This is a genomic window from Nocardia sp. NPDC049707 (assembly GCF_040674855.1).
Taxonomy (GTDB): domain Bacteria; phylum Actinomycetota; class Actinomycetes; order Mycobacteriales; family Mycobacteriaceae; genus Nocardia.
Window position 1 is genome coordinate 248,327 of sequence record NZ_JBFANN010000003.1, and the last position, 13,251, is coordinate 261,577.

The following is a 13,251-nucleotide window of genomic DNA, read 5'->3' on the forward strand; positions in this document are numbered from 1 at the left end:
GAAAAGGACATCGGACATCGATCATCATGCGCTCTCGACACACTCGGCATCGCGAGAATCAGGAAATCGAATTACGTTGCAAGATCAAATAATTCGAAATACCGAGGAACTGGGGTATTGCTTTTCCAGCTATTCCAGTTCACCCTCGGTCTCCAGGTAGATCTGCCGCAACTGGTCCAGTGTTGCCTGCTCCGGATGCTCCCACAACTCCCGTTGCGCCGCTTCCAGCAGCCGCTCGGTAATGCCGTGCAGCGCCCATGGGTTGGACTGCTCCATGAACTTGCGGTTCACGTCATCGAAAACATAACTCTCCGCGAGCTTTTCGTACATCCAGTCCGCAACGACATTTGTGGTGGCGTCGTAGCCGAACAGGTAGTCGACGGTGGCCGCCATTTCGAATGCGCCCTTGTAGCCGTGGCGACGCATCGCCTCGAGCCAGCGCGGATTCACCACTCGGGCCCGGAAGACGCGGGAGGTCTCCTCCGAGAGCGTGCGGGTTCGCACGGCGTCGGGGCGAGTGCTGTCACCGATGTAGGCCTCCGGATTCTTGCCGGTCAGTGCGCGCACGGTGGCGACCATTCCGCCGTGGTACTGGAAGTAGTCATCGGAGTCGGCGATATCGTGTTCGCGGGTGTCGGTGTTCTTGGCGGCCACCGTGATCCGGCGGTACGCCGTGCGCATATCGTCGGCGGCAGGTGCACCATCGAGGTCACGACCGTAGGCGAAGCCACCCCAGGCGGTGTACACCTGCGCGAGGTCGTCATCGGTGCGCCAGCTCTTGGAGTCGATCAATTGCAGCAGACCCGCGCCGTATGTGCCGGGTTTAGAGCCGAAGATGCGCGTCGTGGCCCGGCGCTTGTCGCCGTGTTCGGCGAGATCGGTCTGTGCGTGGGCGCGAATGTAATTCGACTCGACGGGCTCGTCGAGGTCGGCGACCAGGCGGACCGCGTCATCGAGTAGGGCGAGCACATGCGGGAACGCATCGCGGAAGAAGCCGCTGATGCGGACCGTGACATCGATGCGCGGACGGCCCAGTTCCGCGAGCGACATCACCTCGAGGGTCGTGACGCGGCGGCTCGCCTCATCCCAGACCGGGCGGACACCCAGCAGCGCAAGAACTTCCGCGATGTCGTCACCCGAGGTGCGCATGGCGGAGGTGCCCCACACCGACAGCCCGACCGAGCGCGGATACTCACCGTGATCGGCCCGGTATCGATCGAGCAGGGAATCCGCCATCGCCTGACCGGTCTCCCAGGCCAGTCGAGACGGGACTGCCTTCGGGTCGACCGAGTAGAAGTTCCGACCGGTCGGCAGCACATTGATCAGACCGCGCAGCGGGGACCCACTCGGCCCCGCCGGGATGAAACCGCCGTTGAGCGCGTGCAGGATTCGGTCGATTTCGATGCCGGTCTGGCGCAGACGGGGCACGACTTCGGTCGCAGCGAAACGCAGCACGGTACGCACCGCGGCGAACGTCGGGTCGGACGCGGGTGCGTTCAGGGCGTCCACAATTCCGTCGACGGCGTCCACCGACCAATCGGCGGCTTGCAGTCCGGCGAGCAGCTCACGGGCCTGGGTCTCCACCGCGTCGACCCGCTCACGTGCCTCGGCACCGGATTCGTTCAGCCCCAAGGCTTCCCGAAGACCGGGCACATTCCGTTCACCACCCCACAGCTGGCGCGCGCGGAGCATCGCGAGGACCAGATCGAGTTCGGTCTCCCCCGCGGGCGCCTGCCCGAGAACGTGCAGTCCGTCGCGGATCTGCACATCCTTGATCTCGCACAGCCAGCCGTCGACGTGCAGCAGCATATCGTCGAAGACATCCTCGTCGGGGCGTTCGGACAGACCGAGATCGTGGTCCATTCTGGCCGCCCGCATGAGCGTCCAGATCTGCTGGCGGATGGCGGGCAGTTTGGCCGGATCCAGGGTGGAGATATTGGCATGTTCGTCGAGCAGCTGCTCCAAACGCGAAATATCACCGTAACTTTCGGCGCGGGCCATGGGTGGGATGAGGTGGTCGACGAGGGTGGCGTGGGCGCGACGCTTGGCCTGGGTGCCCTCGCCCGGGTCGTTGACCAGGAACGGATAGATCAGCGGCAGCTCACCGAGCGCGGCGTCGGTGCCGCAGGAGGCAGACATGCCGAGGGTCTTGCCGGGCAACCATTCCAGGTTGCCGTGCTTGCCGAGGTGCACCATGGCATCGGCGGCGAAACCGTCCGGTGCGGCGATCCACCGGTAGGCGGCGAGGTAGTGGTGGCTGGGCGGCAGATCCGGGTCGTGGTAGATGGCGACCGGGTTCTCGCCGAAACCGCGCGGCGGCTGCACCATCAGTACGATATTGCCGAAACGCAGTGCGGCGATGACGATTTCGCCCTTGGGATCGGCCGAGCGGTCGACGTAGAGTTCACCGGGCGGCGGTCCCCACGCCTCGACCACGGCCGTGCGCAGATCCTCGGGCAAGGTGTCGAACCAGCTGCTGTACCGGTCGGCGCTGATACGGATCGGGTTGCCTTCGAGCTGTTCCGCGGTGAGCCAGTCGGGATCTTGACCGCCTGCGGCGATCAACGCGTGGATCAACGCGTCGCCGTCACGTTCCGCGAGTCCGGGCACCGCACTGTCGTCGCCGAGATCGTAACCGGCTGTGCGCATCTCGGTGAGGAGCCGGATCGCGCTGGCCGGGGTGTCCAGGCCGACGGCGTTGCCGATGCGCGCATGCTTGGTCGGGTAAGCCGACATCATGATGGCGATGCGGCGCCGTTCGGCGGGAATGTGGCGCAGCTGTGCGTGCCGGACCGCGATACCGGCGACCCGGGCCGCGCGCTCGGGATCGGGCACGTAGGTGGACAGTCCGTCGGCGTCGAATTCCTTGAAGGAGAACGGAACCGTGATGATGCGGCCGTCGAATTCCGGGACCGCCACCTGGGTGGCGACGTCCAGTGGGGAAAGCCCGTCGTCGTTGGCCTCCCATTGGGCGCGGCCACTGGTGAGGCACAGGCCCTGCAGGATCGGCACATCCAGTTCGGCGAGGGCGGCGACATCCCAGGCCTCGTCGTCGCCGCCGGCCGATGCGTTGGCAGGCTTGGTGCCGCCCGCCGCGAGGACGGTTACCACCAGTGCGTCGGCGGTGCGCAAGGTGTCGAGAAGTTCCGGCTCGGCAGTGCGCAGGGATGCGCAGTACAGCGGTAGGGCCTTCGCGCCCGCATTTTCGATTGCCGTGCAGAGGGCTTCGATGTAGGCGGTGTTTCCGGCGAGATGCTGTGCGCGGTAATAGATTACGGCCACCGTCGGCGGGTGCTCGACGGTTGGATCCAGGTCTGGCGTGCGCTCGAGCTCGCCCCAGCTCGGCAGTTGCACCGGCGGCTCGAAGCCGCGGCCGGTGAGCAGCACCGTATCCGAGAGGAAATTGTGCAGTTGACGGAGGTTTTCCGCACCACCCGCGGCGAGGTAGTTGTGCGCGTCGGCGGCGACACCGCCGGGCACCGTCGAACATTCCATCAACTCGGCATCGGGTGCGATCTCACCGCCGAGCGCCACCATCGGCACCCCGCTGGCACGCACCGCCGCGAGCCCGTCCTCCCAGGCGCGCTTGCCACCGAGGATCCGCACGATCACCAGATCGACGCCGTCGAGCAGCGCGGGCAGGTCGTCGACCAATAACCGAGCCGGATTTCCCCACCGATACTCCGCACCGCTCGCACGCGCGCTCAACAGGTCGGTGTCGGACGTCGACAGCAGCAAAATCACAGGTGGCAGCCTTCCTCGGGTGACGCGCCCATCGGTTACAGTGCTCGCCGGAGAGGGTCTGGCTTTCGACAGTGGCGCGACCGCACCGGAGTTCCACCGGTTTCCTCATCGCCCGCCGAGCAACCCAGATGCTAACCCGCCACCCCGCGCGGCTTGCCGACAGGTAAGTGCCCGGTGTTCAGGCTAGGTCGGCGTTTCCGTCGATCACCAGGTGATAGTGGAATTTGTCGACCCGCCACCCCGCGGCGGTGCGTTGGGTGCCGATGCTGTAGCTGCCGACAAAGGTGCGCGTCTTGCCGTGGTACGCATCATTCTTCACGTGCACTGCGATGGGTCGGCATGGATTTCGGCGTGGTCACCCCGCAGATCGACCAGACCGCGACTCGGCGCTCGCGGAGGATCGAGCATCGCGGCCACCGCCGGTGGTGCTGCCGCCGGGTCGTAGGCTGGATGGGTCATGACGCGTACGAATCCCGATTCCTGCCCCGGTGTGCTGCGGCTGCATCAGGCGGCCGATGGGCCGCTGGCTCGGATTCGGCTACCCGGTGGGCGGCTGGAACCGGGGCAATTGCAGTCTTTGGCCGAGGCGGCCGTCGAACTCGGCGATGGGAATATCGAGCTGACCTCGCGGGGCAATGTGCAGTTGCGGCAGGTACGTGATGCGGCCGCGCTGAGTGAGTGGTTGGCGGGTGCCGGGCTGTTACCGAGCGATACGCATGAGCGGGTGCGCAATATTGTCGCCTCGCCGCTGTCCGGTCGGATCGGTGGCTGGGCGGATGTGCATGCGCTCGTTCCGGCGCTCGACCTGGGTTTGCGCGCCGCTGCGCGGTTGGCCGAACTGCCCGGCCGCGTGCTGTTCACCCTCGACGACGGTCGCGGCGATATCAGCGGCCTCGGTGGCGATATCGGTGTGCACGCCACGGACACAGACGAATTCGCGCTCGTGCTGGCGGGTAGGGATGCGGGCATCCGAGTATCCACGGCCGACGCGGTACCGGTGATGCTGGCTGCCGCGCACGCCTTCCTCGATCTCGGCTCGGATCAATGGCGGCTGCACGAAGTCGATGACGGTGCGCGCCGAGTGACCGACATCCTCGGCCTGTCCCCCGGCCTCGAACGCCTGGAATTCGGTGCCACCCATGACATTCCGATCGGCTGGCTCGACCAGGACAACGGCCTGGTCAGCCTCGGCGCGGCCGTTCGCCTCGGCTCCCTGTCCGCCCGCATCGCCGAATTCATCGCCGCCATCGAACGTCCCATCTTCATCACCCCCTGGCGCAGCCTGGTGATCACCGATCTCGAGGAATGGCCCGCCGAACAGGTCGTTCGCGTACTCGCCCCCATGGGCCTGATCTTCGACGCCAACTCCCCCTGGCTCCAGGTCAGCGCCTGCGCCGGCCAACCAGGCTGCGCGAAGGCGCTCACCGATGTCCGTGCCGACGCCACCGCGGCCGTCGAGTCCGGTCGCGTACCGCCCACCAACCAGCCCGCCGCAGACAGCGATACCAACGGCCACGCAACAGAGTCCGACCGCCCAACCGCAAACCTCGACTCGACAGCCACAGACCCGGCGGCATCCGCTCCGAACGCCATCGCCCCGAACGCCACAGCGCTCCCTCCGGACGCCGAAGCACTCGACTTCGACGACGTTGCGCCCGCCCCGAACATCGCCGCACCTCACCCGAACATCGCGGCGCCCGCCCCGAATATGGCATCGGCCTCCAGCGCAGTCACAGATCTCGGTCCGGCCATCGAACTCCGCAGCGCCGACGATGTCATGGTCGCCGGCCGCCAACACTGGTCCGGCTGCGACCGCCGCTGCGGCCGCCCGCGCGGCCCGGTCACCGACATCGTCGCCACCGAAAACGGCTACCGCATCGACTGAGGACACCCAGCAAGCGACGGACAGGCTTCGCATCGCGCCCCAACACCAAAGCGCGAGACGCCGGTCGTCAGCGCCGCCGACGCCGGTGCGGCCGGTTCGCGGACAACATCTCAGCCACCAACGACGGCAACGGAATCGGGCTGGCATCCGGCGCGCAAGCGACCGACCAGCGGTGCGGCGCGAGCGAACTCACGAGTTACGAAGCCACCGCGGTCGGCGCACTGCGCGGATCCTCGTGCATCTCCAACGTGCAGCACTTCACCCCGCCACCGGCCTTCAACAACTCCGAGAGATCGATGCCCACCGGGTTGTACCCCTGCGCACGCAACTCCGAAGCCAGGTTGTCGGCCCGACTGCTGATGAAGACATTCAGCCCATCGGAAACACCGTTCAGCCCGAGAACGACCGCGTCGGCGGCCGTTGCGAGGATGGCATCCGGATAGAGCTCGGCCAGAATCGCCTGACTCGCAGCGGTGAAGGCGGGCGCGAAGTACGCGACATTCGTGTCACCGAGGACCATCAGCGCCGTATCCAAGTGATAGAAGCGTGGATCGACCAGTTCGAGCGAAACCACCGGCAGATCGAAGTATCGCTCGACCTCGCGATGCGCGGCAACAGAACTCCGGAACCCGGTCGCGGCCAGCATGCGCTCACCGACGAGCAGGAAATCACCTTCGCCCTCATTGATTTCCTGCGCTCCCACCAACTCCACGAGCCCCTGCTGCGCGAACCAGCGGTGATACGCCGGACCTTCCTCGGCCCGCTCAGCATGGGTGAACCGCGCCGACATCGCCCGCTCACCCACGATCAGGCCACTATTCGCGGCGAAAACCATATCGGGCAGACCGGGCTCCCCCGGCACGACCTCGATGCGATGGCCGTAGTGCTCGAACGTCGCGCACAACGTTTCCCACTGCGACAGCGCCAGTGCGCGATCGACGGGTTCCTGCGGATTCATCCACGGATTGATCGAGTAGCAGACGTCGAAGTGATCCGGACGGCACATCACGAACCGGCGTGGTGCCGGCCGCCGCGCGGGCTCGATACGGAGGGTGGTCACAGAGGTCAACGTGTCTCCCGGGGGTAGGCGCGGATCATTGCACTGACACGACGGTAAATCGCCTAGTATTGCGCCAGAAATAACGATTCATTGCGCATGATCGATCGAATTCGGCGAATCATTGCGTCGATCGGAAGTGGTGCGGCTTGGATGACATCGACCGGCAGATTCTGGCGCATCTGCTCAAATCGGCGCGCGCCTCGTTCCAGGAGATCGGCGCGAAGGTCGGGCTGTCCGCGCCGGCCGTCAAGCGCCGTGTCGACAAGATGGTCGCCAGCCGCCAGATCACCGGCTTCACCGCACTGGTCAACCCCGCCGCACTCGGCTGGACCACTGAGGCCTATGTCGAGGTGTACTACCGCGACAACATCACCCCTGCCGAACTCCGCCGCAGCCTCGAGCCGATCCCCCAGGTAGTCGGCGTCTGGACCATCGCGGGTGAAGCCGATGCCTTGGTCCATGTCATGGCGACAGACATGGCCGAAATCGAATCCACCGTGGAACGCATCCGCGAGAACACCCGCGTAGGCCGCACCCGCAGCTCCATAGTCATGTCCCGCATCCTCGAACGCCCCCGAACCTGATGCAGGTGTCCTCTCGACATTCGCATTCTCGACCCGCGCCGAGCGCGCGGAGGCAAGACTCATATGGTGGTGCGCATGTCCGATGTTCGTGCCGGTTATGTCACTGATGGGGCCGAGATCTATCGGCGGTCGTTCGCGATGATTCGGGCCGAGGCAGATCTGAGCGGGTTTCCGCAGGATGTGGCGCAGGTGGTGGTGCGAATGATCCATGGGTGCGGGCAGGTGGATCTGGCCGGGGATGTGGCGTTTTCATCCGGTGTCGTGGCGGCGGCGCGGGCGGCGCTGCGGGCGGGGGCTCCGATTCTCTGTGATGCGCAGATGGTCGCGTCCGGTGTGACGCGCAAGCGACTGCCCGTCGACAATGATGTCATCTGCACGCTCGGCGATCCGCGGGTGCCGGAACTGGCCGCGGCAATGGGCAATACGCGTTCGGCCGCGGCGCTGGAATTGTGGCGCGATCGCCTCGAGGGCGCGGTGGTCGCCATCGGGAACGCACCGACCGCCCTGTTCCATCTGCTCGACATGATCGATGCGGGTGCGCCGCGCCCCGCCGCCATCCTGGGCATTCCAGTCGGTTTCGTGGGCGCCGCCGAATCCAAGGATGCGTTGATCGAATTCGGCGGGGTCGAGTATCTGACGGTGCGTGGGCGACGCGGTGGCAGCGCCATTACCGCGTCGGCACTGAATGCGATTGCGAGCGAGCAGGAATGAGCAACGGCAAGCTGTGGGGCGTCGGACTCGGCCCCGGCGATCCGGAGTTGGTGACGGTGAAGGCGGCGCGGGTGATCGCCGCGGCCGATGTCATCGCCTTCCACAGTGCCCGGCACGGCCGCAGTATCTCGCGGGGTATCGCCGCACCGTATATGCGTGCGGGCCAACTCGAAGAACACCTGATCTACCCGGTGACCACCGAGACGACCGACCACCGCGGCGGGTATCAGGGCGCCATCGACGAGTTCTACGAACAGGCCGCCGAACGCCTGGCCGCCCATCTGGCGGCGGGCCGGTCCGTCGCGCTGCTCGCCGCCGGCGATCCGCTGTTCTACAGCTCGTATATGCATATGCACCGTCGGCTGGCCGACCGGTTCGAGGCCGAGATCATCCCCGGCATCACCTCGGTGAGCGCTGCCTCGGCCGCCCTCGGCACGCCGCTGGTCGAGGGCGAGCAGGTGCTGACCGTCCTGCCGGGCACCATGCCCACCGATGAACTCACCCGCCGCCTCCGCGATACCGACGCGGCCGCCATCATGAAGCTCGGTCGCACCTATCCCGGTGTACGCCAAGCCCTCTCGGATTCCGGCCGGCTCGCCGACGCCTACTATGTCGAACGCGCGAGCAGCACCCGTGAGCGTGTGCTCGCCGCCGCCGAGGTCGTTGACGCGGACGTGCCGTACTTCTCGATCACCCTCGTCCCCGGCCCCCAGCCGACAACCTTGCTGCGCCTTGCGAATTCGGCGCGGAACGAGCAGTCCACCGTCGACACGACGACTACCCTCGTTGCGAACGCCGGATCCAACGCACTGCGCCTTGCGGATTCGGCGCACAGTCAGCATTCAGCCATCGGCATGACGAACACCCCTATCGCGAACACGGGGTCGGACGGAACCATCGATGCCAGGAACGAATCCGCCGCAGGCCGCGCGGAGGTGCACCATGCGAGTACCGGACCGGACCCGCACCGTGCAGCCACTGAGTCCGAGACGCAGCGCGCCGACACCGGCGGCGGAAACCCCGCCCGAGTCGGCGAAGTGGTCGTCGTCGGGCTAGGCCCCGGCTCACCCGAGTGGACGACGCCGGAGGTCGAACACGCACTCGCCGAAGCCACCGATCTGGTCGGCTACACGACCTACATCAATCGGGTGCCGTCACGGCACGGGCAGCGCAGGCATGCCAGCGATAACCGGGTGGAATCCGAACGTGCCGCCATGGCATTGGATCTCGCGAAGCACGGGGCCAAGGTCGTGGTCGTGTCCTCGGGGGATCCCGGGGTTTTCGCCATGGCGGCGGCGGTGCTCGAGGAATCCGCCGATCCACAGTGGCAAGGGGTGCCGGTGCGGGTGCTGCCCGGGCTCACCGCGGCCAATGCCGTCGCCAGCCGGGTCGGCGCGCCGCTCGGCCACGATTACGCGATGATTTCGCTCTCCGATCGGCTCAAGCCGTGGGAGGTTGTCGCACAACGGCTTTCGGCGGTGGCATCGGCCGATATGGCGATCGCGATCTACAACCCGGCCTCGAGTAAGCGCACCTGGCAGGTCGCTGCGATGCGCGATGTGCTGCTCGAGCATCGCAAGCCCGATACCCCGGTGGTGCTCGGTCGCGATGTCGGTGGACCCACCGAATCCGTCCACGTGGTCACCCTCGCCGAATTGGATCCGGCCGCTGTCGATATGCGCACGCTGCTGATCATCGGTGCGTCCACCACTGCCGTCATCGAATCCGACCAGGGCACCAAGGTCTACACTTCACGCCGCTACCAGCGTTGATTCCGGCACCGCAGAAAACCGTAAAGATTCCGAAAACAGGTTCGGCCATGCTGAAGGCATCACCAACAGCGGGCCGGACGGTCCGCGACACGCCGGAAAGGCAACCCGATGCGCAAGCTGAAGCTCCAGGTCCAGACCACCATCGACAGCTACATGTCCGGCCCGAACGGCGAGATGGACTGGATGACCTTCCCGTGGTCCGATGACCTCGCCGCCCGCGTCGGCGCCATCACCGCCGAATTCGACACCATTGTGCTCGGCCGCAAACTCGCCGAGGGCTTCATTCCACACTGGGCCGCCAAGCCCGAACACGAGCCCCAGGTCGCCATCGACAAGATGAACAACACGCCCAAAGTCGTGATCTCGAACAGCCTCACCGAATCGCCCTGGGAGAACACCGTCGTCGCGGGCGGCGACCTCGCCGAGACCATCAACGGCCTCAAGGCCCAGCCGGGTGGCGACATCATCGTCTACGGCGGCGGCATGCTCGTCGCGAACCTGATCGCCGAGAACCTCATCGACGATCTGCACCTGTTCGTCAACCCCACCGCGATCGGCGCCGGCCTGCCGGTCTTCCGCGGCACCACCCGACTCCACCTGGTCTCCGCCACCGGATTCGAGTGCGGGGTGACCGAGCTGCATTACCGGCCGAAGAGCGCCTGACCACAGCCACCCGAACAACGTACCGAGGATGCCGATCTGCGAATTGATCGGCATCCTCCCCTTCGCTAACATTCCACTATGGAACGTTGAGAGCGAAAGGAGCGGTAGGTTGGCGAATACCTCGGCACAACGCAAATCGCTGAATTCCACGGCGGCGTCGCTGCTCGGATTTCTGCACGACGGTCCGATGTCGGGCTGGGATCTGGTCACCCAGGCCCAGGACCGGATCGGCGATTTCTGGACCATTACCCAGAGCCAGGTCTACCGGGAACTGGCCGCCATGGACGCGGCCGGACTCGTCGAAAAGGGTGAGACCGGGGCGCGCGATCGCACGCCGTATCAGATCACCGATGCCGGTCGCGAAGCATTCCTCGAATGGATCGCCCGCGATCCGGGCGCGGAGACCATTCGGGTGCCACTGTTACTGACCCTGTCCTTCGGAGAGCACGTCGATCCCGATCACCTCGATCGAATCATCGCCGCCAACAAAAGAATTCACCAGCAGCGCCTCGACCGCTATCTCGCCGACGACCACACCGACATGTCCCCCTACCAACGCGCCACGCTGGAATTCGGCATTGGTTACGAACGCACAGTGCTGGCCTGGTTCGACCGACTGCCGCAACTCCTCGGCCGCTCGAACACCGCAGCAGCACGGCCCGAGTGAACATCGGAGCCGAGATACCAAGTCGATCAGAAATTGCCGGATGCGTTATCCCGCAACCACTTCCACGCCTCCGCGACAGTTTCCGCAACGACCGCGTCCGGTGGCAGCTCGGGGCGATCGACGACGACAACGGGAAGGCCCGCCGAGCGAGCGGCGTCGAGTTTGGCGGCGGTCTGATCACCGCCGCTATCCTTGGTGACCAGCACGTCGATCCGATGCCGGGTCAGCAGACGCTGCTCGTCCGCAGGCGAGAACGGCCCACGCGCCAGGAGTAATTCGTGATGCGGCGGCAGCGCGCCGGTGGGTGGATCGATGGCACGGATCAAGAACCACTGGTTCGCCAGGCCCGCGAAGGCGGCGACACCTTGGCGGCCGATGGTCAGGAAGACGCGTTCCCCTAACTCCGAAACCTTCTGCGCGGCCACATCGAGATCGGGCACCCGGATCCACCGATCACCGGGCTGTTCGGACCACCCCGGCCGCCGCACATGCAGTAGCGGTAGCCCGAGATCCGTCGCGGCACCGGCGGCATTCGCACTGATCATGCCCGCGAACGGATGTGTGGCATCGATCACGACCGCGATCTCGTTATCCGCCAACCACTTCCGCAGCCCTTCGACACCACCGAAGCCACCGATCCGCACCGGACCCGCTGGCAGCAGTGGGTCGCGAACACGACCGGCGAGCGAGGAGACGATGTCGAATCCTCGCTCGCCGGAGGCGATGTGGGCGATTTCCCTGGCTTCCCGGGTGCCGCCCAGAATCAGAGTTTTCAGGGCTGTCCGCTGAAGTAGGCGATGCCCGCATTGATCAGGTTCGGACCGCCCGCGATGAGCAGGCCGATCAGCGCACCCACCGGCAGACCGATACCGAAGAAGAAGAATCCGATGATGCCGCCGATCACCGCTCCGAGCGAGGCGCGCTGCAGTTCGCTGAAGAACCATTCCTGCGAGGAGATGGCCTCGGCGCTGACCGCGGCGGTCGGCTTGACCTCCGGTGTCAGCGTCAGCTTCTGCCCCGCAGGGTCGATGGTGGCCGCGATCGGGATCAACTGGTCCCCGACCTGCGCCTTCAGCGGAATCGATGTAACGACCGCGCCCTCGGTGTTCTTCACCGTGACGTATTTCTGGTCGGCGTCCAGACTGAACGCGCCACCGGTGACCGCGGCGACAATCGACTTGTCCACCAGTTGCACCGCGTAGTTGACACCGTGGTCTTCGCCCTGCACGGCGGGCGCGGCCTGGTTCTGCACGGCCGGCGCGGGTGCCGCCGGAGCGGCGCCGGAGGTACCCGCCGCAATACCGGTGGCCGCGACGGCCATGATCGCGGTGGCGGCAAACTTCTTGTACTTCATAAATCTCCCAATACAGCTGATACGCAGACCCTTTTGCGCTGCGGTCGTGGGCCCCGACCATACCTTTTACTCACGGATGTTTCACTACAGCGCGCCACAATCCGGGCCAGATTCCGGCTCTGATCCGACCTTCATCGGCCTGAGGTCCTTCCAGCACATCAGCGTTCCACGACCACACGCACCATAACCGTCAGGAAGCTGGAGACTCGCTGCGAGCCCCGATGACCCCGTACAACAGCAGGTCCTCGAGGGAAGCGGCGAAACTGTCGACATCATCGATGTCACGGATGCACATGGCGAACAATGCCGCGCCGGCGATGGCATCGAGCAGGGTGTTGGCGTCGAGGCCGGGATGCGCCGATTCACTGTCGCCGGACAGATAGTCGCCGAGTTCGACGCGGGTGGGGGTGTTCAGACGGGCGGCGAGTTTCTCGTAGAGTCCGGAGTCCTCGCGCATCTCGGCCATGAGCCCGGGCATGGCGACGCGGGTTTCGGCGGATCCGAACAGTTGGACGGTCCCGCGGATCACCTTGCGGATCTCGCTGATCAGGTCGGGTGCTACCTGATCGGAGCCGACGTCGGGAAAGACCGCCTTGGCGATGAGGTGGGCCTTGGACGGCCAGCGCCGGTAGATGGCCGGGCGGCTGACCCCGGCACGGGCCGCGATGGCATCGATGGATGTTGCGGCATAACCCTTTTCGACCAGCAAGGCGCGTGCGGCGTCGAGCACCGCGCGGTCGACCGCGGGATCGCGGCGCGGTCCGAGCCGGTGGCGTTCGGTCATGAAATTCGTCCTTGTCCGCGCGAGGTG

13 protein-coding genes are annotated in these 13,251 nt (G+C 65.9%); 6 read left to right on the forward strand and 7 right to left on the reverse strand.

The features are described 5' to 3' along the window. Positions 1-129 precede the first annotated feature (129 nt). From cobN to AB0J29_RS05475, 3 genes are all read right to left on the reverse strand, one after another. A complete protein-coding gene (gene cobN / locus AB0J29_RS05465; protein ID WP_364779652.1) occupies positions 130-3,744 on the reverse strand; it encodes a cobaltochelatase subunit CobN in 3,615 nt (1,204 codons plus the stop codon). 178 nt (positions 3,745-3,922) lie between these two features. Then, positions 3,923-4,063, reverse strand: coding sequence for a hypothetical protein (locus AB0J29_RS05470; protein WP_364779655.1), 141 nt, complete (start codon positions 4,061-4,063; stop codon positions 3,923-3,925). Next, positions 4,060-4,203 (reverse strand): hypothetical protein, encoded by a 144-nt coding sequence (locus tag AB0J29_RS05475; protein ID WP_364779658.1) that lies wholly within the window; start codon positions 4,201-4,203, stop codon positions 4,060-4,062. The genes AB0J29_RS05470 and AB0J29_RS05475 overlap by 4 nt, the downstream gene beginning before the upstream one ends. Between AB0J29_RS05475 and cobG the strand changes: the two genes are divergently transcribed. After that, a complete protein-coding gene (gene cobG, locus AB0J29_RS05480) occupies positions 4,202-5,629 on the forward strand; it encodes a precorrin-3B synthase (protein WP_364779661.1) in 1,428 nt (475 codons plus the stop codon). The two genes, AB0J29_RS05475 and cobG, sit on opposite strands and share 2 nt — an antisense overlap. Before the next feature lie 196 nt (positions 5,630-5,825). Here cobG and ddaH read toward each other — a convergent pair whose 3' ends face one another. Further along, a complete protein-coding gene (gene ddaH, locus AB0J29_RS05485) occupies positions 5,826-6,689 on the reverse strand; it encodes a dimethylargininase (RefSeq protein ID WP_364780000.1) in 864 nt (287 codons plus the stop codon). A 146-nt stretch (positions 6,690-6,835) separates the two neighbouring features. Here ddaH and AB0J29_RS05490 point away from each other — a divergent pair, with 146 nt between their 5' ends. The 5 genes from AB0J29_RS05490 to AB0J29_RS05510 all read left to right on the forward strand — a co-directional run bounded on the left by AB0J29_RS05490 (position 6,836) and on the right by AB0J29_RS05510 (position 11,086). Further along, positions 6,836-7,273, forward strand: coding sequence for an Lrp/AsnC family transcriptional regulator (locus tag AB0J29_RS05490; RefSeq protein ID WP_040691444.1), 438 nt, complete (start codon positions 6,836-6,838; stop codon positions 7,271-7,273). Positions 7,274-7,348: 75 nt separating this feature from the next. Then, on the forward strand, positions 7,349-7,984 hold the full coding sequence (locus AB0J29_RS05495; protein ID WP_364779664.1) for a precorrin-8X methylmutase: 636 nt from the start codon (positions 7,349-7,351) through the stop codon (positions 7,982-7,984). Beyond that, positions 7,981-9,756: a precorrin-3B C(17)-methyltransferase gene (cobJ, locus tag AB0J29_RS05500; protein WP_364779667.1), complete on the forward strand. Its 1,776-nt coding sequence runs from the start codon at positions 7,981-7,983 to the stop codon at positions 9,754-9,756. The genes AB0J29_RS05495 and cobJ overlap by 4 nt, the downstream gene beginning before the upstream one ends. A gap of 108 nt (positions 9,757-9,864) precedes the next feature. Then, complete coding sequence (locus tag AB0J29_RS05505) at positions 9,865-10,419, forward strand: dihydrofolate reductase family protein (RefSeq protein WP_364779670.1); 555 nt, start codon at positions 9,865-9,867, stop codon at positions 10,417-10,419. Positions 10,420-10,528: 109 nt separating this feature from the next. Continuing rightward, entirely contained in the window at positions 10,529-11,086 is a 558-nt protein-coding gene (locus tag AB0J29_RS05510) for a PadR family transcriptional regulator (protein ID WP_364779673.1), read from the forward strand. Positions 11,087-11,112: 26 nt separating this feature from the next. Here the strand turns inward: AB0J29_RS05510 and AB0J29_RS05515 are convergent, their stop codons facing one another. The 3 genes from AB0J29_RS05515 to AB0J29_RS05525 form a co-directional block, all read right to left on the reverse strand. Further along, the gene (locus tag AB0J29_RS05515) at positions 11,113-11,862 is read right to left on the reverse strand and encodes a cobalt-precorrin-6A reductase (RefSeq protein WP_364780003.1); all 750 of its coding nucleotides are present in this window, start codon (positions 11,860-11,862) and stop codon (positions 11,113-11,115) included. Beyond that, positions 11,859-12,440 (reverse strand): hypothetical protein, encoded by a 582-nt coding sequence (locus tag AB0J29_RS05520; protein WP_364779676.1) that lies wholly within the window; start codon positions 12,438-12,440, stop codon positions 11,859-11,861. The genes AB0J29_RS05515 and AB0J29_RS05520 overlap by 4 nt, the downstream gene beginning before the upstream one ends. 190 nt (positions 12,441-12,630) lie before the next feature. Further along, entirely contained in the window at positions 12,631-13,224 is a 594-nt protein-coding gene (locus tag AB0J29_RS05525) for a helix-turn-helix domain-containing protein (RefSeq protein ID WP_364779679.1), read from the reverse strand. Between the last annotated feature and the right edge of the window lie 27 nt (positions 13,225-13,251).

Excerpts from the sequence above, each read along its gene's own strand:
- cobJ (WP_364779667.1), top strand. The coding sequence starts at position 7,981 with ATGAGCAACGGCAAGCTGTGGGGCGTCGGACTCGGCCCCGGCGATCCG.
- AB0J29_RS05475 (WP_364779658.1), bottom strand. The coding sequence starts at position 4,203 with ATGACCCATCCAGCCTACGACCCGGCGGCAGCACCACCGGCGGTGGCC.
- AB0J29_RS05520 (WP_364779676.1), bottom strand. The coding sequence starts at position 12,440 with ATGAAGTACAAGAAGTTTGCCGCCACCGCGATCATGGCCGTCGCGGCC.
- AB0J29_RS05505 (WP_364779670.1), top strand. The coding sequence starts at position 9,865 with ATGCGCAAGCTGAAGCTCCAGGTCCAGACCACCATCGACAGCTACATG.
- AB0J29_RS05495 (WP_364779664.1), top strand. The coding sequence starts at position 7,349 with ATGTCCGATGTTCGTGCCGGTTATGTCACTGATGGGGCCGAGATCTAT.
- cobG (WP_364779661.1), top strand. The coding sequence starts at position 4,202 with ATGACGCGTACGAATCCCGATTCCTGCCCCGGTGTGCTGCGGCTGCAT.
- AB0J29_RS05525 (WP_364779679.1), bottom strand. The coding sequence starts at position 13,224 with ATGACCGAACGCCACCGGCTCGGACCGCGCCGCGATCCCGCGGTCGAC.